Source organism: Methylobacterium sp. J-068 (assembly GCF_022829445.1).
Classification (GTDB): Bacteria; Pseudomonadota; Alphaproteobacteria; order Rhizobiales; family Beijerinckiaceae; genus Methylobacterium.
Genome location: NZ_JAKSXY010000095.1, coordinates 106,714 through 132,450, shown reverse-complemented (window position 1 = coordinate 132,450; position 25,737 = coordinate 106,714). Strand labels below are relative to the sequence as shown.

22 protein-coding genes are annotated in these 25,737 nt (G+C 71.0%); 6 read left to right on the top strand and 16 right to left on the bottom strand.

The genetic code is table 11. The features are described from left to right. Positions 1-83: 83 nt before the first annotated feature. A complete protein-coding gene (glmS, locus tag MKK54_RS16175; protein WP_244012212.1) occupies positions 84-1,910 on the top strand; it encodes a glutamine--fructose-6-phosphate transaminase (isomerizing) in 1,827 nt (608 codons plus the stop codon). 100 nt (positions 1,911-2,010) lie between these two features. Here the strand turns inward: glmS and MKK54_RS16170 are convergent, their stop codons facing one another. From MKK54_RS16170 to MKK54_RS16145, 5 genes are all read right to left on the bottom strand, one after another. Beyond that, a complete protein-coding gene (locus MKK54_RS16170; RefSeq protein ID WP_244012210.1) occupies positions 2,011-4,035 on the bottom strand; it encodes a cysteine desulfurase in 2,025 nt (674 codons plus the stop codon). Continuing rightward, positions 4,022-5,413 (bottom strand): family 2B encapsulin nanocompartment shell protein, encoded by a 1,392-nt coding sequence (locus MKK54_RS24540; RefSeq protein WP_279597391.1) that lies wholly within the window; start codon positions 5,411-5,413, stop codon positions 4,022-4,024. The genes MKK54_RS16170 and MKK54_RS24540 overlap by 14 nt, the downstream gene beginning before the upstream one ends. Before the next feature lie 362 nt (positions 5,414-5,775). Continuing rightward, positions 5,776-6,654: a serine O-acetyltransferase gene (cysE, locus tag MKK54_RS16155; RefSeq protein ID WP_244012209.1), complete on the bottom strand. Its 879-nt coding sequence runs from the start codon at positions 6,652-6,654 to the stop codon at positions 5,776-5,778. A gap of 31 nt (positions 6,655-6,685) precedes the next feature. Further along, positions 6,686-6,877: a hypothetical protein gene (locus MKK54_RS16150; protein WP_244012288.1), complete on the bottom strand. Its 192-nt coding sequence runs from the start codon at positions 6,875-6,877 to the stop codon at positions 6,686-6,688. Positions 6,878-7,173: 296 nt separating this feature from the next. Next, positions 7,174-7,473 carry a hypothetical protein gene (locus MKK54_RS16145; RefSeq protein ID WP_244012208.1) on the bottom strand — a complete coding sequence of 100 codons (300 nt, stop codon included), beginning with the start codon at positions 7,471-7,473 and terminating at the stop codon, positions 7,174-7,176. 235 nt (positions 7,474-7,708) lie between these two features. Here MKK54_RS16145 and MKK54_RS16140 point away from each other — a divergent pair, with 235 nt between their 5' ends. Further along, complete coding sequence (locus tag MKK54_RS16140; protein ID WP_244012287.1) at positions 7,709-8,458, top strand: DUF502 domain-containing protein; 750 nt, start codon at positions 7,709-7,711, stop codon at positions 8,456-8,458. Between the two features lie 131 nt (positions 8,459-8,589). Here MKK54_RS16140 and MKK54_RS16135 read toward each other — a convergent pair whose 3' ends face one another. Together MKK54_RS16135 and recG are read right to left on the bottom strand one after the other, a co-directional pair. After that, the gene (locus tag MKK54_RS16135) at positions 8,590-11,067 is read right to left on the bottom strand and encodes a putative bifunctional diguanylate cyclase/phosphodiesterase (protein ID WP_244012207.1); all 2,478 of its coding nucleotides are present in this window, start codon (positions 11,065-11,067) and stop codon (positions 8,590-8,592) included. A 105-nt stretch (positions 11,068-11,172) separates the two neighbouring features. Next, positions 11,173-13,320 carry an ATP-dependent DNA helicase RecG gene (recG, locus tag MKK54_RS16130; RefSeq protein ID WP_244012206.1) on the bottom strand — a complete coding sequence of 716 codons (2,148 nt, stop codon included), beginning with the start codon at positions 13,318-13,320 and terminating at the stop codon, positions 11,173-11,175. Between the two features lie 200 nt (positions 13,321-13,520). On the opposite strand from recG, the gene MKK54_RS16125 reads away from it, so the two are divergent. Beyond that, complete coding sequence (locus MKK54_RS16125) at positions 13,521-13,814, top strand: succinate dehydrogenase assembly factor 2 (RefSeq protein ID WP_244012205.1); 294 nt, start codon at positions 13,521-13,523, stop codon at positions 13,812-13,814. A 68-nt stretch (positions 13,815-13,882) separates the two neighbouring features. Here MKK54_RS16125 and MKK54_RS16120 read toward each other — a convergent pair whose 3' ends face one another. Both MKK54_RS16120 and MKK54_RS16115 read right to left on the bottom strand, forming a co-directional pair. Next, the gene (locus MKK54_RS16120) at positions 13,883-14,416 is read right to left on the bottom strand and encodes a winged helix-turn-helix domain-containing protein (RefSeq protein ID WP_244012204.1); all 534 of its coding nucleotides are present in this window, start codon (positions 14,414-14,416) and stop codon (positions 13,883-13,885) included. A 127-nt stretch (positions 14,417-14,543) separates the two neighbouring features. Continuing rightward, complete coding sequence (locus tag MKK54_RS16115) at positions 14,544-15,635, bottom strand: replication protein RepA (RefSeq protein WP_244012203.1); 1,092 nt, start codon at positions 15,633-15,635, stop codon at positions 14,544-14,546. A gap of 643 nt (positions 15,636-16,278) precedes the next feature. Between MKK54_RS16115 and mazG the strand changes: the two genes are divergently transcribed. After that, positions 16,279-17,097: a nucleoside triphosphate pyrophosphohydrolase gene (mazG, locus tag MKK54_RS16110; RefSeq protein ID WP_244012202.1), complete on the top strand. Its 819-nt coding sequence runs from the start codon at positions 16,279-16,281 to the stop codon at positions 17,095-17,097. Between the two features lie 3 nt (positions 17,098-17,100). Here mazG and MKK54_RS16105 read toward each other — a convergent pair whose 3' ends face one another. From MKK54_RS16105 to pabB, 4 genes are read right to left on the bottom strand one after another with little or no spacing between them, the layout of a single operon-like run. Beyond that, a complete protein-coding gene (locus MKK54_RS16105; RefSeq protein ID WP_409564194.1) occupies positions 17,101-17,523 on the bottom strand; it encodes a DoxX family protein in 423 nt (140 codons plus the stop codon). Further along, on the bottom strand, positions 17,520-18,347 hold the full coding sequence (locus MKK54_RS16100) for an aminotransferase class IV (RefSeq protein ID WP_244012201.1): 828 nt from the start codon (positions 18,345-18,347) through the stop codon (positions 17,520-17,522). The genes MKK54_RS16105 and MKK54_RS16100 overlap by 4 nt, the downstream gene beginning before the upstream one ends. Continuing rightward, positions 18,334-18,954 carry an anthranilate synthase component II gene (locus tag MKK54_RS16095; protein WP_244012200.1) on the bottom strand — a complete coding sequence of 207 codons (621 nt, stop codon included), beginning with the start codon at positions 18,952-18,954 and terminating at the stop codon, positions 18,334-18,336. The genes MKK54_RS16100 and MKK54_RS16095 overlap by 14 nt, the downstream gene beginning before the upstream one ends. Then, positions 18,951-20,381 carry an aminodeoxychorismate synthase component I gene (gene pabB, locus MKK54_RS16090; RefSeq protein WP_244012199.1) on the bottom strand — a complete coding sequence of 477 codons (1,431 nt, stop codon included), beginning with the start codon at positions 20,379-20,381 and terminating at the stop codon, positions 18,951-18,953. Before pabB ends, MKK54_RS16095 begins: the two co-directional genes overlap by 4 nt. Positions 20,382-20,645: 264 nt before the next feature. Between pabB and rimO the strand changes: the two genes are divergently transcribed. Then, positions 20,646-21,989, top strand: coding sequence for a 30S ribosomal protein S12 methylthiotransferase RimO (rimO, locus tag MKK54_RS16085; protein WP_244012198.1), 1,344 nt, complete (start codon positions 20,646-20,648; stop codon positions 21,987-21,989). Here the strand turns inward: rimO and pncA are convergent. Both pncA and MKK54_RS16075 read right to left on the bottom strand, forming a co-directional pair. Next, positions 21,971-22,615 carry a bifunctional nicotinamidase/pyrazinamidase gene (pncA, locus tag MKK54_RS16080; protein WP_244012197.1) on the bottom strand — a complete coding sequence of 215 codons (645 nt, stop codon included), beginning with the start codon at positions 22,613-22,615 and terminating at the stop codon, positions 21,971-21,973. The genes rimO and pncA overlap by 19 nt on opposite strands. A 28-nt stretch (positions 22,616-22,643) precedes the next feature. Beyond that, entirely contained in the window at positions 22,644-23,618 is a 975-nt protein-coding gene (locus MKK54_RS16075; RefSeq protein ID WP_244012285.1) for a quinone oxidoreductase family protein, read from the bottom strand. A gap of 326 nt (positions 23,619-23,944) precedes the next feature. Between MKK54_RS16075 and MKK54_RS16070 the strand changes: the two genes are divergently transcribed. Beyond that, positions 23,945-24,187 (top strand): hypothetical protein, encoded by a 243-nt coding sequence (locus tag MKK54_RS16070; protein WP_244012196.1) that lies wholly within the window; start codon positions 23,945-23,947, stop codon positions 24,185-24,187. On the opposite strand, the gene MKK54_RS16065 is transcribed toward MKK54_RS16070, so the two are convergent. After that, positions 24,166-25,557, bottom strand: coding sequence for a GntP family permease (locus MKK54_RS16065; RefSeq protein ID WP_244012195.1), 1,392 nt, complete (start codon positions 25,555-25,557; stop codon positions 24,166-24,168). The two genes, MKK54_RS16070 and MKK54_RS16065, sit on opposite strands and share 22 nt — an antisense overlap. Positions 25,558-25,737: the final 180 nt, after the last annotated feature.

The window sequence follows — 25,737 nt, the reverse complement described above, 5'->3', positions numbered from 1 at the left end:
GCGCCTGTCTCGATCCGGTACAAGCCCGGGGTGACGCGGCCCCGGCCGTGCCCCCGAACCGGATTCTTGAGAGACACGAACCCATGTGCGGAATCGTTGGCATCGTCGGACGGGACGCCGTGGCCGGGCAGCTGGTGGAAGCCCTGCGCCGGCTCGAATACCGCGGCTACGACTCGGCCGGCATCGCCACCCTGACGCAGGGCCGCCTGGAGCGGCGGCGCGCCGAGGGCAAGCTCTCCAACCTCGAGATGCGCCTGCGCGACGAGCCCCTCGGCGGCGCCATCGGCATCGGCCACACCCGCTGGGCGACGCATGGCCGCCCCAACGAGACCAACGCCCACCCGCACGCCACGGCCCGCCTCGCCGTCGTGCACAACGGCATCATCGAGAATTTCCGCGCGCTGAAGGCCGAACTCCAGGCGCAAGGGGTGCGCTTCGAGAGCGAGACCGACACCGAGGTGGTGGCCCAGCTCGTCAGCCACGCCATGGACCGGGGCCTCGGTCCGGTGGACGCGGTGGCCGCCTGCCTGCCGCGCCTGCACGGCGCCTTCGCGCTCGGCTTCATCTTCGCCGGCCACGACGACCTCCTCATCGGCGCCCGGCACGGGGCGCCGCTGGCCATCGGTTTCGGCGCGGGCGAGACCTATCTCGGCTCGGACGCCCTGGCGCTGGCGCCCTTCACCCAGGAAATCACCTATCTCGACGAGGGCGACTGGGCGATCCTGTCACGCGATGGGGCCGAGATCCGCGATGGGGCCGGCAACCCGGTGGCGCGCGAGCGCCAGCGCATCGTCGCCCAGGCCTATCGGGTGGAGAAGGGCAACCATCGCCACTTCATGGCCAAGGAGATCCACGAGCAGCCCGAGGTGGTGGGCCGCACGCTCGCCCATTACGTCGACCTCGCGAACGGCCGCGTCGCCCTGCCCGAGGCCCTGCCCTTCGACTTCGCCACGCTCTCGCGGATCTCGATCACCGCCTGCGGCACCGCCTATTATGCCGGCCTCGTGGCCAAGTACTGGTTCGAGAGCCTGGCCCGGCTGCCCGTCGAGATCGACGTCGCCTCGGAGGCGCGCTACCGCGAGCCGCCGCTCGACCGGGACGGGCTCACCCTCGTGATCTCGCAATCGGGCGAGACCGCCGACACCCTCGCCTCGCTCCGCTACGCCAAGGGTCAGGGCCAGCACACGCTCGCCGTGGTGAACGTGCCGACCTCGACCATCGCGCGGGAGGCCTCGGCCACCGTGCCGACGCTGGCCGGTCCCGAGATCGGCGTCGCCTCCACCAAGGCGTTCTCGTGCCAGCTCACGGTGCTGCTGTGTCTGGCCATCCATGCTGGCCGGGCGCGCGGCACCCTGAGCGCGGACGAGGAGCGCCGCCTCGTCGACGCACTGATCACCGTGCCGGGCCTGATGGCGGACGCGACGAAGCTGGAGGGCGAGATCGAGGGTCTGGCCCGCGAGGTCTCGAAGGCCCGCGACGTGCTCTATCTGGGGCGCGGCACGAGCTATCCGATGGCGTTGGAGGGCGCGCTGAAACTCAAGGAAATCAGCTACATCCACGCCGAAGGTTATGCGGCGGGCGAACTCAAGCACGGCCCCATCGCGCTCATCGACGAGAGCGTGCCGGTGATCGTGATCGCCCCCCACGACGCGATCTTCGAGAAGACGGTGTCGAACATGCAGGAGGTGGCCGCGCGCGGCGGACGCATCATCCTGATCGGCGATGCCAGGGGCGCGGCGGCGGCCGGCCTCGACACCATGGCCACCGTGATGATGCCCGACCTCGACCCCGTGGTGGCCCCGATCGTCTACGCGGTGCCGATCCAGCTCATCGCCTACCACACCGCCGTCTTCATGGGGAAAGACGTCGACCAGCCGCGAAACCTCGCCAAGTCGGTGACGGTGGAGTAGCGGCCCTCACACGCTCCGGCCCCATGGCCTCTCGGGCGCGGGCTTCGCATCCCGCGCGCCCGGGACGGGGACGCCGGCGTCCCCGTCCCGGTCCGGGCTCTCAGCGGCGGGGCAGGGCGTGCAGCGCCTCGAGGAAGACGTCCACCTCCGCGCGGGTGTTGTAGAAGGCGAGCGAGGCGCGCACCGACTGGTCGACGCCGAAGCGGCGCAGGGCCGGGAGCGCGCAATGGTGGCCCGAGCGCACCGCGATGCCGCGCGCGTCGAAGTGGCGAGCCACCGCCTCGTTCTCGTGCCCATCGATGACGAAGGACATCACGCTGGCCTTCTGCCGGGCGGTGCCGATGAGGCGCAGGCCCTTCACCTCGGCCAGACCCGCTTGCGCGTATTCGAGCAGGTCGTGCTCGTAGGCGGCGATGCCGGGCAGGCCGACGCTCTCGAGGTAGTCGAGGGCGGCCCCCAGGCCCACCGCGCCGGCGATGTCGGGCGTGCCGGCCTCGAACTTCTCCGGGATGCCCTTGTAGACGGTCTTGGCGAAGGTGACGTCCTCGATCATGTGGCCGCCGCCCTGCCAGGGGGGCATCGCCTCCAGCAGCGCCCGCTTGCCGTAGAGGACGCCGATTCCGGTCGGCCCGAACACCTTGTGGCCGGAGAAGACCAGGAAATCGGCATCCAGCGCCTGCACGTCGAGGGGGATGTGCGGCGAGGACTGGGCCGCGTCCACCAGCACCGGCACGCCGTAGGCGTGGGAGAGCGCGATGATCTCGGCGACCGGGTTGATGGTGCCGAGCGCGTTGGCCACGTGGGTGATCGAGACGAGCTTGGTGCGGCCCGACAGCAGGGTCGCGAACTGCTCGAAGATGATCTCGCCCCGGTCGTTGACCGGGATCACCCGCAGGGTCGCCCCCGTGGCCTGGGTCAGGAGCTGCCAGGGCACGATGTTGGCGTGGTGCTCGATGGTCGAGACGATGATCTCGTCGCCCGGGCCGATCTGGGCCCGGCCGTAGGAATTCGCCACGAGGTTGATCGCCTCGGTGGTTCCGCGCAGGAACACGATCTCGTCCGTCGAGGCGGCGTTGAGGAAGCGCCGCACCCGCTCGCGGCCGCCCTCGAACAGGTCCGTGGAACGGGCCGCCAGGGTGTGGGCCGCCCGGTGGATGTTGGAGTTGTGGCGGGCGTAGAACGCGCTCGTCGCGTCGATGGCGCTCTGCGGCTTGTGGGTGGTGGCCGCATTGTCGAGCCAGACCAGCGGATGGCCGTTGATGCTCTGGTGGAGCGCCGGGAAGTCCCGCCGGACCCGTTCCACGTCGAAGGGCGCGGCGATCGCGCTCGTCCCTTGCGTCGAGACGTGGGGGGCGTGCCCGTGGCCCGGCTCCACCCGGGGCGGGACGGCGGGAGCGGCGTGGCCCGTCCGGCTGCGGTCGGTCAGGAAGTAGTACTCGCCCGGCGAGAACGGTTCGCGACCGATCTCAACCTTGCGGGCCGCCTCCGGCGCGCGTCCGGGATGCGGGACGGCCTCCCGCGCCGCATGCGTGCCGCCGACAGCCTTGCCGCCCCGGTCCGGCCCGGGGGCGGCCGGCACCAGGGACGGGGCGAGCGCGTGGGCGAAGCCGTTCGCGCGCGGATGGTCCTTAGCGACGTTGCGATGGAGATCGAGACCGCCGGGGAGGGCGGCGGCGACCTCGGGCACGCTCGGCACGAAGAATTCCGGCAGGCCCCGCTGCGGGCTTCCGGCTTCCGGGTGGACCGACGGAAACACCGAAGGCTGGGCGAAGCCCGGCCCCTGGGCGAAGCCTGGCCCCGTCAATCCGGGCAGGCCGACCGGCGGCGCGCCGAAGGAGCGGGCGGCGAGCGCCGACGCGTCGGGCTGCAGGCCCGACGGGCCCGGACCCGAGGGGATCGAGGGCGTGCCCAGATCCGCCTTGGGCGCCAGCGGGTGGCCGAACCCTTGGGGGATGTTCTCCAGGGCCTGGGGCGCTTGCGGCGTCTGCGGCAGGTTGGGGGTCAGGGGCGCGGAGGCCGCCTGACCCTGACCGTAGATCTCGCGGGCGAGGCGCCCGACGAGGTCCGCATGCGCCGTGTCGCCGAACAGCCCCGTGGGGAGGCCCGGCGCGTCAGGCGTAGTCATGATAGTTGCCCAGGAGCACGTTATCGAGGCGTGCGATCGCGTCCTCCACCAGCACGGCGGCCGAGAAGTAGCGGGTCACGAGGTGCGAGGCGATGGAGTGGTCGTTGGTGCCCATGTAGCGCACCGACAGGCCGGTCTCGATCTCGCCGGTGACGCCGGACTTCTGCAGGCCGACCACGCCCTGCTCGCCCTCGCCGACGCGCAGGAGCAGGATCGAGGTGGTCTGGGCGCCGGTCACCGGATCGATGTCGATGGGCAGCTTGTCGCTCGGCACGATGGGCACGCCGCGCCAGGTGAGGAAGGGCGAACCGAACAGGTGGATCACCACCGGCGGCACGCCGCGCCGGGTCGCCTCACGGCCGAAGGCCGCGATGGCGCGGGGATGGGCCACGAAGAAGGCGGGCTTCTTCCAGACCAGGGTCAGGAGCTCGTCGAGGTCGTCCGGGGTGGGCGGACCGCCACGGGTGGGGATGCGCTGGCGCTGGCTGACTTCGTGCAGCAGGCCGAACTCGGAGTTGTTGAACAGCTCCCACTCCTCGCGCTCCTTCACGGCATCGACCGTGAGGCGGATCTGCTCGCGCAGCTGGTCGATCTCGTTGGAATAGAGGTCGGTGACGCGGGTGTGGGTGTGCAGGATCGTCTGGATCGTGGAGAGATGGTACTCGCGCGGGTCCTCCTCGTAATCCACGAAGGTGGTGGGCAGGCGCGGCTCGCCCGTATGGACCGCCAGGAGCTCGATGCCCTGCTCGCCGTGGGAATTCGTGTGGCCCTTCAGCCGGTCGCGCTCCTCCACGTACTGGGTGATGCGCGAGCGGATGCCCTCGTCCTCGATGGCGGCCCGGTCGAGGGTGAGCAGGGTCACCGCCGAGAGCGCCTTCACGGCCGGGGCCGGCGTGTTCTCGCCCACGAGGTCGCCGTCACCGAAATAGTCGCCGCCGGTGGCCAGTCCCTGGCGCAGGCGGCCCTTGAACGGGCCGGACAGGGTGAGTTCGACGGTGCCGTCGGCCACCACGGTCAGGCTGCGGTCGGACGAGCCTTCCTCGGCGATGACCGCGCCGGCCTTGTGCTGCGAGGCGGTGAACTTGCCCGCCAGCGCCGCCAGCTCGTTGTCGCCGAGGCGGCTGAACAGCGGGATGCGCCGCAGGGAGGCCGGCCGCACGGTGCGCGCGCCATCGTCGTTGGACAGCTCGATCCGACCGGGCTTGGCCAGCACCACCGCCCGGCGGTTGACCCGGTAGACGCCGCCGGCGACGTCGACGAAGGGCAGCAGGCGATGGAACCAGCGGGGGGTGTTGGCCGCGTTCTGGACCGAAGTGACGGTCGCGGTTGCGAGATTGCGTGCCGCCGAGGCGCTCACGCTCAGACCCGGTCCACTCATCGGTGTTCGTCTCCGTGTATCGGCAGGCGGCACGGGTCAGCCGCGACACGGCCGAGGCCGCATCGATCGGCGCCCGTCGCGCGACCGCTCTCGTTCGATGGATTGTCTTGAATCAATGATCGTATCGGGATGATCTTGGCGTCCACCGCTTACCTGGAAGCGTTACTGTGGATGCACATCGTTTTATCGTCTGCCGGAGAAGGCGGTCAATAAAATGATGTTCCATAATTTCGCACTCTCAGAGCACGAACAAACTACTTTTCTCATTTGGATATGAATTCATTCTACAAAATCCGGAAAGGAGAGATTTATTCTCTGTCGCCGCGATCTGTTGCAGAAGAGGTTCGTCGCGGGGGCTCGATCTAGATCCCGTCGCCGAAGAACTGGTCCATGCTGAGGGCGGGATCCTCGGCGGCGCTGATCCGGGAGACGACGCGCGCGGGCACGCCCGCCACGGTGGTGTGGGCGGGCACGTCGTGCAGGACCACGGCGGCCGCGGCGACCTTCGCGCCCTCGCCGACCCGGATGTTGCCGAGAACCTTGGCGCCGACGCTGAGCAGCACGCCGCGCTCGATCTTCGGGTGCCGGTCGCCACTCTGCTTGCCGTTGCCCCCCAGCGTCACCGATTGCAGGATCGAGACGTCGTCGGCCACCACCGTGGTCTCGCCGATCACGACGCCGGTGGCGTGGTCGATGAAGACGCCCGAGCCGATCCGCGCGGCCGGGTGGATGTCGGCCCCGAACACCTCGGAGATCCGGCTCTGGATGTGGAGCGCCAGGGTGGCGCGGCCCTGGTGCCAGAGCCAATGGGCCACCCGGTACCCCTCCAGGGCGGCGAGCCCCTTGTAGAACAGGAAGGGATCGAGGTAGCGGCGGCAGGTGGGGTCGCGCTCGCGGATCGCGACGAGATCGCGCACGGCGTGGTCGCCCGCGTACGGGTCCGCCTCGAAGGCCGAGAGGCAGAGGTCGCGGGTCGAGAGCCGCGCGAGGTCGCCGTCGCCGAGGCGATGGGCGAGCCGGTACGCGAAGGCGTGGATCAGGCTCGGCTGGTCGAGCACCGTCGCCTGGATGATCCCGGCATAGAGCGGCTCCTCGATCAGCGCGGCCTCCGCCTCCGCCCGCATCGCCTGCCAGACGTCGGGGGCCGCCTGCGTCCGGCTCACGCTGCGCAGGGGCGGGCGCAGGATGGTGCCGGGCAGCGCCTCGTGGGCGGCGCGGGAGGCTTGGCTGCCGGCGGTCATGCGTGTCGCGTCCTCGGGCCGGTCATCGGGCTCAGCCGACGCGCTGGAAGAGCGTCGCGATGTAGCCCACCAGCAGGCGGTGCCCGTCGAACTGGACGTCCACCACCTCGGACCCGTCGATGGCGGGCAGGACGTCGACGATGCGCCCGGTGGCGTGACGCCAGATCCCGAGGATTTCGGCGACGTCGAGTCTCGTGAACACAACCTGATCCCCAGGAACCATCACGCGCCCCTTCGCTGGCCATCATGTGTGAGGGTGAGCCGATCAGGCGCCGACCCGCGGCCGGGTTCGCCCCGTTCACGGACCGTGAGAGAGGAAGAGATCGATGACGCCTTGCGATCGGCACGCCCGGACGACTGGACATCGCCAAGCATCGCACCGTATTTTTCAGGCCTAACCTGTCGCCGGTCAAGAACAGCGTTTTTCGAATCGCGGCGACATACGACAAGAGCCTTCCCCAGGATCGCGCTCCCGAAGCAGGCCCGTTCTGCCGGGCGGGAATGTCCCGCCCGCGCGGGTCATTCCCGCTCCGGGCGCGCCTCCCAGATCGCCGCCTCGACGAAGGGCCGCTTCAGCTGCGGGCCGGCGCCGCTGCGGTGGATGAAGTCGTTGGCGCCGGGATGGCGGCGGATCGCCTTGGCGAGGTTGAGCCGGTAGCCCGCCTCGAAGACGAAGGGCGGCGCCATCGGGTCGGCCATGTAGGCGGCGATGGCCGCCTTCACGTCGGTCTCGGAAATGAGGCCCAGGTCGCACAGGGCGCGGATCGTCAGCTTCTCGGTCATGCCCCCTGAATAGGCCCGCGCGCGCGTGCCGCGCAACGCGGGCGCGCAACCCGGATCCCGGATCGCGCGGCGGTCTTGAGCCGAAGCGGCGCAGGGGCTACCTCTAGGGCAGGGTTCAAGCCTGCCCGGAGACCCGTCTCCCGCCGCCGTCACGGCGTAAGAGGCTCCCGAGATGCCGTTCCCGCCGGCCGAAAGTGCATCCGTGGCGCCCAGACCCCCACCCGCGAATCCGCCGCCGCCGCTCCCGCTGCCGGGCGCCCCGACGCTCGGCATGCCGCCGCTGCCCGAGCCCGATTCGGGCGCCCGCCCACGGGTGAGCGCGCGGGGCCGGCTGCGCACCTACTTCCTCACCGGCATCATCGTGTCGGGCCCCCTCGCCATCACGATCTATCTCACCTGGTGGTTCATCAGCCTGATCGACGGCTGGGTGAAGCCCCTGGTGCCGGCGAGCTACCTGCCCGACCATTACCTGCCGTTCTCGATTCCCGGCCTCGGCCTCGTCATCGCCTTCGTGGCGGTGACGCTGCTCGGCTTCCTCACCGCCAACCTCGTCGGCCGCAGCGTCGTCGAGTTCGGCGAGGTGCTGCTCGCCCGCACGCCGGTGATCTCGGGGCTCTACAAGGGCCTGCGCCAGATCTTCGAGACCCTGTTCTCGGCCAACGGCACCTCGTTCCGCACCGTCGGCCTCGTGGAATTCCCCGTGAAGGGCACCTGGTCGGTGGTGTTCCTGTCCGCCCCCGCCGCCCCCGACGTGCAGAACGCCCTGGCGCCGGGGGGCGACCATGTCGGCGTGTTCCTGCCCTGCGCGCCCAACCCGACCACGGGGTTCTTCTTCTACCTGCCACGCGCCGACATCGTCGAGATCGCCATGAGCGTCGACGACGCGGCCAAGCTGGTGATGTCGGCGGGCGTGATCCAGCCCGACGACCCGCATGCGCGCATCCAGGCCATGGCCGCGACCCTGCGGGCGGCGCGGGGCGAGGACGCCCCGGCGCCCGCGCCCCAGAGGACGGAGGCCTGAGACCGTCCCCGCCGGATCGAAGGGGAGACGGTTCCGCTAGCCCGCGCGGCGCCTGGGCGAAGCCCCGATCCGCCATCCCGAACGGATCAAACGGTACAGGACTTGGTCCGAGGCCGGGGTCCGGGCATTCCTCAGACCGCGTGCCGCAGGAGCGCCTCGCCCGCTTCGTCCGCGATCCGCCGGCGGGTCCTCTCGACCGGCATCGGCCGCCCGAACAGGAAGCCCTGGACTTCGTCGCACCCGGCCGCGCGCAGGCGCTGGAACTGCCCCTCCGTCTCGATTCCCTCCGCGGTCGTGAGAATCCCGAGGCTGGCGCCGAGGTCGACGATGGCCCGGACGATGGCGGCGGCCTCCGGATGGGTCTCCATCTCGCTCACGAAGGAGCGGTCGATCTTGATGCGGTCGAAGGGGAACGAGCGCAGGTAGCCGAGGGACGAATAACCCGTGCCGAAATCGTCCATGGCGATGCGCGCGCCGAGCGCCCTGAGCTGGTGCAGGGCCGCGAGGTTGGCCGCGTTCTCGGCGAGCAGCACGGTTTCGGTGATCTCGAGTTCGAGGCGGTCCGGCGCGAGGCCGGTTTCCGCCAGCACCCGCTTCACCGTCCCGGCGAGACCACGGTTCCGAAACTGGACCGGCGAGAGGTTCACCGCGACCCGAAGGGGCAGGGGCCAGGTGGCCGCCTCGGCGCAGGCCGTGCGCAGGACCCATTCGCCGATGGGGACGATGAGACCCGTCTCCTCGGCCATGGGCACGAACTCGGCGGGGGAAATGAAGCCGCGGTCCGGGTGGCGCCAGCGCAGGAGCGCCTCGAACCCCGTGAGCCGCCCGGAGGCCGCCAGCAGCACCGGCTGATAGTAGATCTCGAGGCCACCGGTGGCGAAGGCGGCGCGCAGGTCCTGCTCCAGGGCCCGGCGGGCCTGGATCTCGGCTTCTATCTCCAGGGTGAAGCAGCAATGGGTGTTCCGGCCCGCCCCCTTGGCCCCGTAGAGGGCGAGATCGGCGTTGCGCAGCAGACGGTCGGGGTCGGTGCCGTCCTGGGGCAGGCGCGCGACACCGATGCTGACGCCGACGCGCACCTCCTGCCCCTGGATCGCGAAGGGTCGGCTCACGGCCTCGATGAGGCGCGCGGACAGGAGCGATGCGGAGACGTCGCGCTCGGCCAGGATCGCGAATTCGTCCCCGCCCATGCGCGCGATCAGGTCTGCGTCCTCCAGGCAGCCGGCCAACCGCTCGGTCACGCCCCGCAGCAATTCGTCCCCGGCCGAATGGCCCAGGGTGTCGTTGACGGTCTTGAAGTGATCGAGGTCGAGGAAGAGCACCAGGGCCTCGGTGCCGGTCTGCCGCTGGCGGAGGATGGCCTCGCCCAACCGCGCCCGGAACAGGACGCGGTTGGGCAGGTCGGTCAGGGCATCGTGGTGCGCCATATGGGCGATGCGCGCCTCGGCCCGGCGGCGTTCGGTGACGTCGATCACCGCCGTCAGCACCGCCGCGCGGCCGTGAAACTCGAGGACCCGATCGAACAGCATGACCTCGATGCGTGATCCGTCCACCCGCAGATGCGGCCGGGGGGCGGCCGGGCCGTCGAGTTCGTCCGTGGCGGGCGGGACGCCCGGGACGACGGGTTCGAGGTCGGCCAGGGTCATGCCGTAGAAGCGTTCGAGGCTATGCCCGTAATGGGTCAGGGCCGCATCGTTCACTGCCAGGAAGCGGTGGGTGTCGCGGTCGATCAGCCACATGGGCAGGGGGTTGTTCTCGAACAGGAGCCGGGCGGAGGCCTCGCGGGCTTTCAGGTCCCCGACATCGACGAAGGTCAGGGCCAGGAGGTCGCCGATGCACCCCGCCTCGATCTTGAGGTGCATCGGGCGCCCGTCGCCCCCGGCCAGGCTGACCTCGAAGACGTCCCGGCGCTCCGAGGCGATGACACCGATCAGGCGGTCGAGGACCTCGCCCTGGGTCAGGGGCGCCGAAACCCGGGTCAGGCGCTGCCATTGCAGATCGGACATGGCGCATCCGAGGAGACGGGCCGCGCCCTCGTTCGCCGCGACGACCTTGAAGTCGCTCACCCGTCCGTTGCCGGCCCGGATGGTGCTGAGGGCCAGCATCCCCTGGTCCGTGGCACCGAACATCGCCTTGACGAGGTCGTAGCGGGACTGCGTGCCGACGAGGCTGAGGAGCACCAGGGGTTCGTCGTCCTGGCGCGTCAGGGGCAGGCCGAGGAACGCGATGCTGGTGACGATTCCATCGGAGACCCGGTCGCAGCGCGTCCCGGCCGGACCGCGAAGGGCCAGCGCCCGCTCCACCACTTCGTGCAGGGGCTGCCGGACATCCTCGCTGAGGCCGGCCATGTCCAAGCGCTCCATCGCGGGCGCCCCATCCGCGCGCGGGGAGCCGGAATCCCGGTGGAGCCAGGCCAGGAAGCGTGTTCCACTCCAGAGGATGGCGCGCGGTTGGCCCGCCTGCGTGGCGATGAGGGCCGCGTGATCGGCATGGCGCCCGAGATTGCCGAGGACCACGACGTCATAGGATGGAATATCCTCGCCCAATCGGCGCGCCGCCTGCCAGCGCTCGATCAGGGCCGCGGAATTCGCTCCTGCGCTCTCGATCGGCATGGTCCCCAATCCCGATTCCCGGGACGCGGCTTAATCCCCCAGAGGTTGACACCGAGTTCATGAGCCAACTTCCGATTTCAAGGCCGATCGAGGGCGGGGCGGATTCTACCCGGCACCGAGCAGCCGGATCGCGGCGTCGCGCTCGAACAGGTAGAGCAGCACGCGCAGCGCCCGGCCGCGCTCGCTCTTCAGGCCCGGATCGCGCTGGACCACGAGCTGGGCGTCGTCGCGCGCGACCTGCAGCAGTTGCGCGTCGCTCTCCAGGCTGGCGAGGCGGAAGGCGGCGAGACCCGATTGGCGGGTTCCCAGCACCTCGCCCTCGCCGCGCAGGCGCAGATCCTCCTCGGCGATGCGGAAACCGTCCTCGGTCTCGCGCATCATCTCGAGCCGCGCCCGCGAGACCTGGCCCAGGGGGCCGCGATAGAGCAGGAGGCAGGAGGAGGCCTTGGCCCCGCGCCCGACCCGGCCGCGCAGCTGGTGGAGCTGGGCCAGTCCGAAGCGCTCGGCATGCTCGATGACCATGATGGTCGCCTCCGGCACGTCGACGCCGACCTCGACCACGGTGGTGGAGACCAGGATCTTCGTGGCCCCCGCCTGGAAGCGCTCCATCGCCGCGTCCTTGTCGGGTCCGGGCATCTTGCCGTGGATCAGCCCGACCGCGTCGCCGAAGCTGTGACGCAGGTCCGAGAAGCGCTCCTCGGCCGCCGCGAGGTCGACGAACTCGGATTCCGCCACCAGGGGGCAGATCCAGTAGACCCGGTCGCCGGCCGCGAGCGCACGGCCCAGACCCGCCACCACCTCGTCGAGCCGGTCGGTGGAGACGAGGCGGGTGGCGATGGGCTGGCGCCCGGCGGGCTTCTCGTCGAGCACCGAGACGTCCATGTCGCCGAAGCAGGTCAGCGCCAGGGTGCGGGGGATCGGTGTCGCCGTCATCACGAGGATGTCGACGGCGGCGCCCTTCGCGCCCAGGGCGAGGCGCTGGTGGACGCCGAAGCGGTGCTGCTCGTCCACCACCGCCACGCCGAGATCGGCGAAGACCACGCTGTCCTGGAACAGCGCGTGGGTGCCGACCACGATGTCGACCTCGCCGGCCGCCAGGGCCGCCAGGGTCGCGCGGCGCTCGGAGGCCTTGTCGCGCCCGGTGAGGAGGCGCAGGCGCAAAGTCCCGGCCACGGGGCCTAAGCGCTCGAAATGCTGGCGCGCCAGGATCTCGGTCGGCGCCATCAGGGCGGCCTGACGCCCCACCTCCACCGCCGAGGCCATGGCGAGCAGGGCGACCGCGGTCTTGCCCGAACCGACATCGCCCTGGAGCAGGCGCAGCATGCGCCGGTCCGAGGCGAGGTCCGCCCGGATCTCGGCGAGCGCCCTCGTCTGGGCCGCGGTCAGCCCGAAGGGCAGGGCGGCCTCGATCCGGTCCACGAGGTGGCCATCGCCCGCATTGGCGCGCCCCGGAGCCCGGCGGTTGCGGGCGCGCATCAGGGCGAGCGCCAGCTGCGAGGCCAGGAGCTCGTCGTAGGCCAGGCGCCGGCGGGCCGGGGTCCGGGGCGGGGCGCCGCCGCCCTCGGGTGCCGGCGGCGGCGCCGTCTCGGGCCGGTGCTCGGCGCGCAGGGCATCGGCGAAGGCGGGCAGGCCCTCGCGGGCCGCCCAAGCCGGGTCCTGCCACTCGGGCAGCACCGGCAGCCGGTCGAGGGCCGCGTGGGCGAGCTTCGAGATCGCCCGCGAGGTCAGCCCCTCGGTGGCGCCGTAGATCGGCTCCACCGCGGGGAGGGCGGCCAGACCCGCCTCGTCGACGATCCGGGCCGGGTGGACCATCTGGCGCTGCCCGTCCCAGAGGTCGATGCGCCCGGTGACGTAGCGGTGGGCGCCCAGCGGCAGCATCTTCTCGACGCGGGCCTGCGGCATGCCGAAGAACACCAGGGTGATGTCGCCGGTGGCATCCTCCACGAGCACCCGGAACGGGCGCCGGCCGGCTCCGGGCTGCGGCGGCCGATGGCCGGTGACGGTGACGCCCACGGTGACGGGCTCGCCCGGCGGCGCCTCGGCGATGGAGCCGAGGAGCTTTCGCACCACCCCGCCCTGCGGCAGGTGGAACAGCAGGTCGACGATCCGCGCCGGCTGCTCGGGCGTGCCGAGCAGCCGCTCGATCATCGGCGCCATCTTCGGCCCGACCCCCGGCAATCCGCGCGCGGGCGCGAACAGGGAATCGAGGATGCTCGGGCGGAGCAGGGGCTGGCGGGGCGCGTCGTCGGTCATGCGGCTCGGTGGAGGGGCGGGAGAGGGGCGGGAGGTCCTCGACGGGGACGGAAAAGCGTGAGAACGGGCGCCCGCCCTGCGCAGGGACGGGATGGTGGCGTGGGCCAGCATCTCTATATACGTGCCCGAAGGCTTGGTCCCGCGACGGATGCCGCACGGGGTCGGGCATCCCGGGGATCACCGCACCAGAGGTTGACCGCATGTCCGGCACCACCCGCACCAGCGCGGACCTCGATCCGCGCCGCCGCCGCACCCTCTTCCGCGCCTGGCACCGCGGCATCCGCGAGATGGACCTGATCATGGGCCGCTTCGCCGATGCCGAGATCGGGACCTTCACGGAGGAGGAACTGACCACCTTCGAGGCCCTGATCGAGGTGCCGGACCGCGACCTGTTCCGCTGGCTCACCGGCGAGGACGCGACGCCCGAGAACTACGACACGCCGGTCTATCGCCGCCTCAAGGCGTTCCACAAGCACGACGCACCGATCCATTAGCGGCGGACATCCGGGTTCGACCGCCGGGTCGATGCCGTCCGCTCGCCCTGCTTGCGCGACGCGCCGCCTCAACCGAGATCCTCGTCCTCCTCCGCGGGGGCGTAGACGGCCTCGCCGAGGCGCTTGAGCGGACCGCCCGGCCCCGAGCGCTTCCACAGGCGGGTGTTGAGGGCGGCCACCGGGTCGTGCCCCGGCAGTTCGAAGCCGAGGGCGGTGAGACCTTGCAGGATCTCGCCCGCGTGGAGCGGGCGCCCGGCCTCGTGCAGCAGGTTGACCGCCGCCGCCACGAGGGCGCGCCCGTGGCGGCGCGCCGCCACGAGATCCTCGCCCGCGCGCGGCGGCTCGGGGGCGGGCCGGGGCGAAAGCGGGGGGGAGCCGGGCGAAGCCTCGGAAAACCGAGGCGCGTCCGCGTCGGGAACGCGCGGCGGAGCCTCGGACCTCCAGACGTCCACGGGCCATTCGGGCGGCGGAGCCTCCGCGCCCTGAAGGCGCCGGCCGAGTTCGAGATAGAGCTGGTGCTCGGCGATGGCGCGGTCGAGCGCGTCGCGGCGGCGGCGCAGATCGCGCAGGGCGGCTTCGGCTTCGGCTTCGGAGAGCAACATGGGCGCGTCCCGGAATATTCTTCGAACCGGCGAGCAAGCCGGATATTCCGTTTTATATTCCTTTGCCAGATAGACTCGCAAGGTCTATTCCATCATATATTCCATTTGCTTCTAAGGAATATGCGCGTCAGCCCGCGACGGCGGCCTTCCGCGGAAGCTTGGCGCCCCGGGGCGGGATCAGCAGGGCGCTCGGGTCGGCGGGCTGGAGCAGCATGCCGTTGTCGTCGAGGCGGATGGGCAGCTTCGGAAACACCTCCTGCAGGTGGGCCAGATCCGCCTTGAAGGCCTGGCGGAAGCTGCGCAGGCTGGCATTGTCGGCCCCGAACTGCTTGTGCAGGTTGTCCCAGGTGAGGCGCAGGGGCCGCTGCAGGGCGCGCAGGCGGTAGCCGACCCAGAACAGCAGGTCGAGCTTGCGCGCCGAGCCCGAGAAGGCGCGGGCGGCGCGGATGTCCACCGGCAGGGCGTGCTGGATCAGGTTGTCGTAGAAATCCTGGTGGAACTGCACGCTCTTCTGCCAGACCGCCCCGTCGGCCCCCTGTGGCAGCCAGAGATCGAGCTGGCGGAAGGGCGGCACGTTGAGGGTGCTGGCGTTGTTGCCGCCGTCCCAGAGGCCGATCTGCAGGGTGCAGGCGGCGAGCCGCGCCAGCTGCTCCTTGAACTGCCGGATGGTGCCGCGCTCGCCGCCGGTGACGGCGAAGCCCATCTCCTTCATGAAGCCCGACAGGCTGTCGGCCACCGCGATGGTGGGGCTGCGCTGGCGCACGGCCTCGGTGCAGAGGTGCAGCAGCACGAGGCGGGCCTTGGGGCCGTAGGGCAGGCCCTGGAACTCCATCTCGCCGGTGGCGGGGTTCTTCAGGCGCCCGGCGAGCAGGCTCAGGGAATTGCGCCCGTACTCGCGAAAGAACTCGCGGGCGTCGCCGGGGTCGCGATAGGGCAGGCCGCAGAGCGCCAGCACCGAGTGGATGTGCTGCAGGTTCTCCGGCGCCGTGGGCTCGTTCTCGATCACCTCGCGCACGGCGTCGCGGCGGCGCTGGTCGCGGCCCATGGCCTGGCGCCGCCCGGCCACGGCACCGCGCGCGGCCGCCTCCGCGTCCCGGGCGCGCTGCCGGTGCAGGATGGTCTCCGCGATGGTGGCGAACAGGAAGCTGCCCCGCGCCGCCTCGACCTCCCCCAGGAGGTCGGCGTCGCGGATGCCCGCCAATGTGTCCTCGATCCCCATGAGTTCCGTGGTGACCTTACGTTCCCGGCAAGGCCGGTCCGGGGGAAAGTCCCGGACCGCGCCGCGCGGGGACCATGCCCGATTCCATTCGGGAGAGTCTCGGGCGACGGCGGCGGGCGGCGGCGTCATCCCGGCTATCCACGGAGCGCACAGGGGTCCGGGCGACGGGCTTGCGGTCGCCATCCCGAGCAGGCCTCGACCCGACGCAGAGTTCGATACGGGGTCGGATTCGGCGCTGTCCCCGGAATTCACCGGCGCGGGCGCTTATCCACGCCGAACCCGATACGGACCCACGCAGAATCCCATGCGCCGGAGGGGTTCGCCCACGCAGAATCCGATACGGCGTCACGCAGAGTTCGATACGAACCCACGCAGAGTTCGATACGAGAACACCTCATAAGTCCATGGCAGGACTGGTGTTTCGGCCACCCCATATAACTTTCAGAAATGACTCTCTGAGAATCTCTTACTGATACCTTTCCTAAGGGTCCGGTTGAGCGTTCGGAAGAACGAACACACCCCGACCGAAGGCTTTTTCCAGGGAATTTTCAGAAGAAGACACCGCCTCTCCCGCCCTTGTCCCCAACCTCACGGGACGGACCGCGATCGGCTAAGGACGAGCACGAGGAACCGGACGAACGGAGTGGACGCGGTGCGGATCGAGGATTTGCTGGCCCTGATGGCGACCCTGCGCGACCCGGAGGTCGGCTGCTCCTGGGACGTGGCCCAGGATTTCTCCAGCATCGCGCCCTACACGGTGGAGGAGGCCTACGAGGTGGCCGACGCCATCGCGCGGGGCGACACGGACGACCTGCGCGACGAGCTCGGGGACCTGCTGCTCCAGGTGGTCTTCCACGCCCGCATCGCCGAGGAGGCCGGGCTCTTCGCCTTCCCCGACGTGGTCCGCGCCGTGGTGGAAAAGATGGTCCGGCGTCACCCGCACGTGTTCGCGCCCGACGGGACGCTGCTGCCGAAGGGCTCGCCCCGGCGCGACCCGGAGGCGGTGGCGCGGCAATGGGAGGCGATCAAGGCGCGGGAGCGCCGGGAAAAGCCGCCTCTGGCGGGTGGCCCCCTGGCGGGCGTTCCGCTGCCGCTGCCCGCCCTGACGCGGGCGCAGAAGCTCTCGGCCAAGGCCGCGACCTACGGCTTCGACTGGCCTGATCCCGAACAGGTGGTGCTGAAGGTGCGCGAGGAGATCGACGAGGTCGCCGACGCCATGGCGAACGGCACGCGCGCGGCGATCGCGGAAGAACTCGGGGACCTGCTGTTCTCGGTGGCCAACCTCGCCCGACATCTCGGGATCGATCCGGAATATTCCTTGAGAGAAGGGAATATGAAGTTCGAGCGTCGGTTCGACGCCATGGCGGCGCGGCTGTCCGAGCAGGGACGCGGCCTGTCCGACAGCGACCTCGACGCGATGGAGGCGGCGTGGCGGGCGGTCAAACGCGCCGAGAAGGGCTGAGCTTCAGCGGCCCGACCGGGCTCGCCAGGGCCAGTCGATGATCCCGGCCGCGTAGAGCGCCCACCAGACGAAGACCGGCTGAAACGCGAGGCGCGGCGCGTGGTACCACCAGCTGTCGGGCAGGCCCGGTACGGTGATCCCCTCGAAGGCGTGCTTCAGGTTGGCCGGGAAGACGCAGACCGCGTAGAGCGCCAGCCCGATTCCGGCCCAGCGCCGGGCCGGGGCCCAGGCGAGGCCGAGCACGCCGGCGAGTTCGCACAGGCCGGTGACGATCACGACGCGGCGGGGCTCCGGCACCCAATCCGGCATGATCGGCAGGAACGCGTCGGGGGTCGCGAGATGGACCACCCCGATGAAGCCGTAGGCGGCCATCAGCGGCACGCGCCACCAGAACCGGGACGCCCGCCGGATCTCGGGGGGCCTCATGGGGCGAAGGCCGGCCGCAGGTCGGCGACGAGGGCCGTCACCACGGGGTGTTCGGCGCTGGCGAAGGTGGTCGCGCCGATCGCCGTCACGGGCGCGAGGCCCCGCAGGGAATTGGTGACGAACACCGCCTCGGAGGCCCGCAGGGCGTCGAGGGTCAGGCTCCGTTCCGCGACCGGGATTCCCAGCCGCGCCGCCCGCGAGACGAGGATCTCGGCGCGCAGGATGCCGGGCAGCACGCCGTCCGCCAGCGGCGGGGTCACCAGGGTGCCGCCGCGGACCGCGAACAGGTTGCCCGTCCCCGCGCAGGCGACGTGGCCCCGCGTGTTCAGGAACAGGGCCTCGTCGAAGCCCGCCGCGCGGGCCTCGCCCGCCGCCAGCACCGCGTCGAGGTAGCCCAGCGTCTTCAGGGACGCGGCCGGCGAGGTCTCGTTGCGGCGGATCGCGGTGGTGTGGAGGCTCAGGGGCGCGAAGGCGAGGGCGGGTCCGACCGGGGCGGAACTGGCCCAGAGCACGGGCCGGGGCTCGGCGGGGGGGGCAAGGCCGCGCGGCCCGGCGCCGCGCGTCACGGTGGTGCGGATCGCCGCGAGCGGATGCGCCTCTTCCCGCGCCAGCGCCCGCAGGGCGCCCGCGATGCGCTCCGGCGCCACGGGGAAGCCGAGGCGCGCGGTGGCGGCCGCCAGCCGCGCCACGTGCGCGGCCTCGAACGCGACGCGGCCGTGGCGGGCGAGCGCGGTGTCGAACACCCCGTCGCCCAGCGTCAGGCCCCGGTCGGCGAGGTCGAAGGGCACCGGCCCCTCGGTGAGGGCGCCGTCAAACCACAGCATCGGTGGATTCCGGCGCGTCGTGGCCCGCGCGCCAGTCGCGCGCCAATCGCAAGAAGTTGGCGAAGAGGGCGTGGCCGTTCTCGGTGAGCACGGATTCCGGGTGGAACTGCACGCCCCAGGTCGGGTGCACCCGGTGCGAGAGCGCCATCACCTCCCCTTCCGCCGAGACGGCGTCGATGCCGAGGCGCTCGTCCATGCCGGGCTCCGGCGCCACGATCAGGGAATGGTAGCGCCCGACCTGCATCGGGTCGGGAAGCCCTGCGAACAGGCCCGCCCCGCCGTGCCGGATCGGCGTCGCCTGCCCGTGCAGGGGCCGGCCGGCCCGCGCGACCCGGCCGCCGAAGGCCGCGCCGATGGCCTGATGGCCGAGGCAGACGCCCAGCAGCGGAATTTCGCCGGAGAGTTCGCGGATGGCGGGGAGCGAGATGCCGGCCTCCGCCGGGGTACGGGGGCCGGGCGAGATCACCAGGGCGTCCGGGTCCAGGGCGCGGATGCCCGCCACGTCGAGGGCGTCGTTGCGCGCCACCCGCACGGTCTCGCCGAGTTCCTCGAGGTAGCGCACCACGTTGAAGACGAAGCTGTCGTAATTGTCGATGACGAGGATCACGGCGCCCTCCTCGCATCCGTCCCGGCGCCATGGCCTTCGGGGCCGCACCCTTCCGCTCCGAACGCCTCGAAGATCCGGGCGGCCTTGGTCAGGGTCTCCTCGTATTCCGGCCCCGGTTCCGACAGCAGGGTGATGCCGCCGCCGGCCTGGAGCACGGCGACCCGGTCGTCCATGAACACGGTGCGGATGGCGATGGCAGTGTCGAGGTCGCCATCGAAGCCGAGCGCGCCGATGGCGCCGCAATAGAGTTCGCGCGCGTCGCCCTCGATCTCCGTGATGATGTCCATGGCGCGCAGCTTCGGCGCGCCGGTGATCGAGCCGCCCGGAAAGGTGGCGGCGATCAGGTCGAGGGCGTCCATGTCCGCCTTGAGGGTTCCGGTGACCACCGACACGAGATGGTGGACCGAGGCGTAGGATTCGAGCCCGCATAGGACCGGCACCCGCACGCTGTGCGGCTCGCAGATGCGCGAGAGGTCGTTGCGCAGGAGGTCAACGATCATGATGTTCTCGGCCCGCTCCTTGGGGTTGGCCTGGAGGGCTGCGCCCAAACGCGCATCGGCCTCCGGGTCGGCGACGCGGCGGACGGTGCCCTTGATCGGCCGGGTCTCGATGCTGGACCCTGAGAGCCTGAGGAAGCGCTCGGGGCTGCTCGATGCGACGCTCAGGCCCTCGAAGGCCAGGTAGGCGCCGAAGGTCGCCGGGTTGATGGCGCGCAGGCGCCGGTAGAGCGCGAACGGATCGAAGCCGGGGGGCAGGTCGGCCTCGAAGCGCTGGGCGATGTTGGCCTGGTAGATGTCGCCGGCGCGGATGTAGTCGCGCACCCGCTCCACCGCCGCCTCGTAGGCGGGCCGCGTGAAGTTCGAGCGCCAGGCGAGCGGCCCCTGCGCGGCCGGCTCGGGGCTCGGGCGGGCCTCGGCCAGGAGCGCGGTGAACCGCGCCAGACGCGCCCGGGCGCGGGCCTCGCGCGCGGCGGGGTCGGTCTCGGGAAAGCCGGTGGCGACGAGCCGGCAGCGCCCGGTCCCGTGGTCGATGCTCAGAACGGTGTCGTAGAGGTTGAAGGCGATGTCGTCGCAGAGATCCGCCCGCCGGGCCGGGGCCGCCACCCGTTCGAGGGTCGCGCCGAGATCGTAGGCGACGTAGCCGATGGCGCCGCCGGCGAAGGCCGGCAGATCGGTCTCCCGTTCCGTGCGATAGGGCGCGAGGCAGGCCCGCAGCGCCGCCAGGCCGGAACCCGGCAGGGGGCGCCCATCGAGGGTCGCGACACCGTCGCGGAACCGGAAGCGCCCGAACGGGTCCGCCGCTAGGGTCGAGGTCCGGCCCAGCGTGTCGTGGTGCATGGCGCTGTCGAGGAAGGCGAGGCCGGGCAGGGCGGCCAGGGCCTGCGCCGCCGCGACGGGCTCGACGAACGGAATGTCAGCGGTCCACATGATGACTCGATGGTTCGGGGATGCGGCGGATCATCGATGCCGGACGGCACGAAGCATCCGTCGGAGCCTGCGGTACCATGCACAGGTGGCATGCGCGACGCCGGGGCAAAAGCGCGATCCGCGCATGGCTCGGACCCGCGCCGACCGCTTGGCCGCTCGCCTGGGGATGCGAATCCCGTTATAGGGCTGTCAACCTCTTTGTCCCGTTCTCCCCCGATTCACGGCCCGCCCGGTTCCGCAGCCGGCCCGGCCCGACGAGCATCCATGACCGCATCCCCCCTCACGCCGGCTCCCGCGAAGACGGCGCCGAAGATCTCGTTCGTCTCGCTGGGCTGCCCCAAGGCGCTGGTGGATTCGGAGCGCATCCTCACGCACCTGCGCGCGGAGGGCTACGAGCTCGCCCGCCGGCACGACGGGGCGGACGTCGTCATCGTCAACACCTGCGGCTTCCTCGATTCGGCCAAGGCCGAGTCGCTCTCGGCCATCGGCGAGGCCATGGCGGAGAACGGCCGCGTCATCGTGACCGGCTGCATGGGCGCGCAGCCCGACGAGATCCGCGAGAAGTACCCGAACCTCCTCGCCGTCACGGGGCCGCAGGCCTACGAATCGGTGGTGGCGGCGGTGCACGAGGCGGTGCCCCCGGCGCACGACCCGTTCCTCGATCTGGTGCCGCCCCAGGGGGTGAAGCTCACCCCGCGCCACTACGCTTATCTCAAGATTTCAGAGGGTTGCAACAATCGCTGCACCTTCTGCATCATCCCTTCCTTACGCGGCGACCTCGTCAGCCGGCCGGCGGGCGACGTGCTGCGCGAGGCCGAGAAGCTGGTCAAAGCCGGCGTCAAGGAACTGCTGGTGGTCTCGCAGGACACCTCCGCCTACGGCGTCGACATCCGCTATGCCACGAGCCCGTGGCGCGACCGGGCGGTGCGGGCGAAGTTCTATGATCTCGCCGCCGAACTCGGCGAACTCGGGGCCTGGGTGCGGATGCACTACGTCTACCCCTACCCGCACGTGGACGAGGTCATCCCGCTGATGGCCGAGGGCAAGGTGCTGCCCTACCTCGACATGCCGCTCCAGCACGCCTCGCCGTCCGTCTTGAAGCGCATGCGCCGGCCCGGCAACCAGGAGCGCCAACTGGAGCGCATCCGGCGCTGGCGCGAGATCTGCCCGGATCTCGCCATCCGCTCGACCTTCATCGTGGGCTTTCCCGGCGAGACCGAGGCCGAGTTCGAGGAGCTGCTCGCCTGGATTCGGGAAGCCAAGCTCGAGCGCGTCGGCTGCTTCGAGTTCGAGCCGGTGGGCGGCGCCGTCGCCAACACCCTCGGGGATCTCATCCCGCCGGAGGTCAAGGCCGAGCGCAAGCGCCGCTTCATGGAGGCGCAGCAGGGCGTCTCCGCGCGCCTGCAGAAGGCCCGCATCGGCAAGCGCCTGCCCGTGATCATCGACGCGGCCGAGGGCGGCGTCGCCAAGGGACGCTCGAAATACGACGCGCCCGAGATCGACGGCAACGTCCACGTCACGTCGCGCCGGCCGCTGCGGGTGGGCGACATCGTCACCGTGAAGATCGAGCGGGCGGACGCCTACGACCTCTACGGGAGCGCGGTGTAGCCCGCGATCGCCCCGGCCGCGATCCGCCCGATTCCGGCCGCCGCCATCTCGGCCCAGGCCCGGGCCACCGAGCCCGCGTGGTCGATGCCCCGCACGGCGTCCTCCACCACCAGAACCTCGAACCCGGCCGCGCGGGCGTCGAGGGCGCTCCAGGCGACGCAGTAATCGGTGGCGAGGCCGCAGAGAACCACGCGGGTGAAGCCGCGCTCGCGCAGGTAACCGGCGAGACCGGTCGGGGTGCGCCGGTCGGCCTCCAGGAAGGCCGAGTAGCTGTCGACGGCGGGGTGGTGGCCCTTGCGGAGCACCAGCTCGGCCCGTTCGCTGGCGAGGCCCGGGGCGAGTTCGGCCCCGGCGCTGCCCTGCACGCAATGCTCCGGCCACAGCACCTGGGACCCGTAGGCCAGGCATACGGTGTCGAAGGCGATCCCGCCGGGATGGCTCGCCGCGAACGAGACGTGCTCCGGCGGGTGCCAGTCCTGCGTCAGGACCGCGTGGGGAAACAGCCCGAGCAGGCGGTTGACCGGCGCGATCACGGCGTCGCCCTCGGGCACGGCCAGGGCCCCGCCCGGCAGGAAATCCACCTGCACGTCGATGACGAGGAGGACGTCCCGTGATCCCGGGATCACGGCATCCTCCGAGTCCGGGATCCGTGGATCACGGGATCATCACCGTCGCGCCCGTGGTCCGGCGGCCGGCCAGGTCGCGGTGGACGTCCTGCACGTCGGCCAGTCTGGCCGTGGCGTGGACCGGGATCTTCACGGCGCCGCTCGCCACCACGGAGAACAGGTTCCCGGCCATGGCGTCGAGGGTCTCCCGCTTGCTCGCATGGGCGAAGAGCGAGGGGCGGGTCGCGTAGAGCGAGCCCTTCTGGCCGAGGAGCGCCAAGCTGAAATCGTCGACCGGGCCGGAGGCCGAGCCGAAGCTGACGAAGATCCCGAGCGAGCTGATGCAATCGAGCGAGGCCGGGAAGGTATCCTTGCCGACCCCGTCATAGACCACGGGCACGCCCTTGCCCTTCGTGATCTCCCGCACGCGGGCCGCGAAATCCTCGTCGCGGTAGAGGATGACGTGGTCGCAGCCATTGGCGCGGGCGAGGTCCGCCTTCTCCTGCGAACCCACGGTGCCGATCACGGTGGCGCCGAGATGCTTGGCCCATTGGCAGGCGATCAGGCCGACGCCGCCGGCGGCGGCGTGGAACAGGATGGTGTCGCCCGGCTTCACCGCGTAGGTCCGGTGCAGCAGGTACTCGGCGGTGAGACCCTTGAGCATCATCGCGGCGGCGGTCTTGTCATCGACGTCGTCGGCGAGGTGAACGGCCGCACTCGCCTCGATCACGACCTCCTCGGCATAGGTGCCCGCGGCCGAGCCGTAGGCCACGCGCTCGCCGATCCGGAACTCGGAGACGCCCGCGCCGAGCGCCACGACCTCGCCGGCGCCCTCCTTGCCGGGCACGAAGGGCAGTTGCGGCGCCTTGTAGGCACCCGAGCGGAAGTAGATGTCGATGAAGTTGACGCCGATGGCGGTCTGGCGGACGCGGATCTGCCCCGGGCCGGGATCCGGCACGGTCACGTCCTCGTAGCGCATCACCTCGGGGCCGCCGTATTCGTGAACCCGGATCGCCTTCGGCATCGTGTCGCTCCTCGCGCTGGTGTTCGTTGCGACCGCCGCGCCGCCGGTCGCGATGAGAAGCGACATAGACGGTCCGGGCGCGCCGGCAATGGCGATCGGCCTCTACCCGCCATGTCCGTCCGCCATGTCTGCTCGCCATGCGGGCCGCGCACGCCGTCGCGCGTGTTCCGAACGCGGCCCGGCGCCGAGCCACGATCCGATTGCGTCCTCGACACGCGCGTGATTAACGCAAGATCGGTGGGCTCTCGCGCCTGCGCCGTGCGGGCGTCCCGCACCGTGCGGGCTCGGCGGGTGTCCCGACACGACCATGAAGGCGGATCGGCTGGATGGATGAGATCGTGTGGATACGGCCCGCCGGATATGACGCCTCCGTCCAGCCGGGCACGATCCTGCGGCCCGAGGCCGGCATGCCGGCGTTCCAGGTCCTGGCGCGCCGGCCCGTCGTGATGATGTACAATGCGGGGCCGGCCTGGGACATCCAGCCCTTCACGCAGCTGGTCCTCCGGATCGTAGAGCCGGCCCCCGCGCAGGACGCGGCGTTGGCCGGTCAGACGATCCCGGTGAGATAATAGACCCCGATCACCAGGAACACCGCCACGGTCTTCAGGACCGTGATGGCGAAGACGTCGGCATAGGCCTGCCGGTGGGTGAGGCCCGTCACCGACAGGAGGGTGATGACGGCGCCGTTATGGGGCAGCGTGTCCATGCCGCCGCTGGCCATGGCGGCGACCCGGTGCAGCACCTCCATGGGGATGTCGGCGGCCTGCGCGGCCGCGATGAAGGTGGAGGACATGGCCGCCAGCGCGATGCTCATGCCGCCCGAGGCCGAGCCGGTGATGCCGGCGAGTGCCGTCACGGTCACGGCCTCGTTCACCAGCGGATTGGGGATCGCCGAGAGCGCCTCGCGGATGACGAGGAAGCCGGGCAGCGCGGCGATGACCGCGCCGAAGCCGTACTCGGAGGCGGTGTTCATGGCCGCCAGCAGGGAGCCCGCCACGGCGGAGCGGCTGCCCTCGGCGAAGCCCCGCGAGACCGGGCGCCAGGCGAAGGCCAGCACCGTGAGGATGCCGGCGAGCAGCGCCAGTTCCACCGCCCAGATCGCCGTGACGGAGGAGACCGTGGTGACGATGGGCTTGTCGAGGCCGGCGAGCGCCGTCTCGGCCTTGGCCCCGTAGAGGCGCGGGATCAGGGCCGTGAAGGCGAGGTTCGACAGGCCGACCACGATCAGCGGCAGGAGCGCGATGGCCGGGTGGGCGCGGGACGCCTCGTCCATGACCTGGGGCTCGTTGCTGTGGCCGCTACCGTAGCCCTCGCCGCGACGCTTGGCGGAGGCGATCCGCCGGTCGAGATAGGTGACGCCGACCAGGAGGATGAAGGCCGCGCCGATCAGACCGAGCCAGGGGGCCGCCCAGGTGTTGGTGCCGAAGAAGGTGGTGGGGATGATGTTCTGGATCTGCGGCGTGCCGGGCAGCGCGTCCATGGTGTAGGAGAAGGCGCCGAGCGCGATGGTGCCGGGGATCAGGCGCTTGGGGATGTCGCTGAGGCGGAAGGCCTCCGCCGCGAAGGGATAGACTGCGAACACCACCACGAAGAGCGAGACGCCCCCATAGGTGAGCAGGTTGCAGACCAGCACGATGGAGAGCACGGCCCGGCGCGCGCCCACGAGCTCGATCACCGCCGTCACGATGGAGCGGGAGAAGCCCGACATCTCGATGACCTTGCCGAACACCGCCCCGAGCAGGAACACCGGGAAGTAGAGCTTCACGAAGCCGACCATCTTCTCCATGAACAGGCCGGAGAACACCGGCAGCACCGCCGACGGGTCGGTGAGCAGCACCGCCAGCAGGGCGGCCACCGGCGCGAACAGGATGACGGAAAAGCCCCGATAGGCCACCAGCATCAGGAAGCCGAGCGCCAGGAGGGCGATGAACAGGCTCATGGGACGGGCATCCTCCGGGAGGCCAAGGGGTCGCCGCGCGTTCGCCAGGATTCGAGGCCGTGGGGGCGATTCGGCGGCCGGACGCTACAGGCCGTTCCCCTGCGGCGCCATCGCGGACTTGACCGGCCGCGCAACACGCCTCTGTAAGCGTTACGCCCCCGAACCGGCCGATCCTCAGGA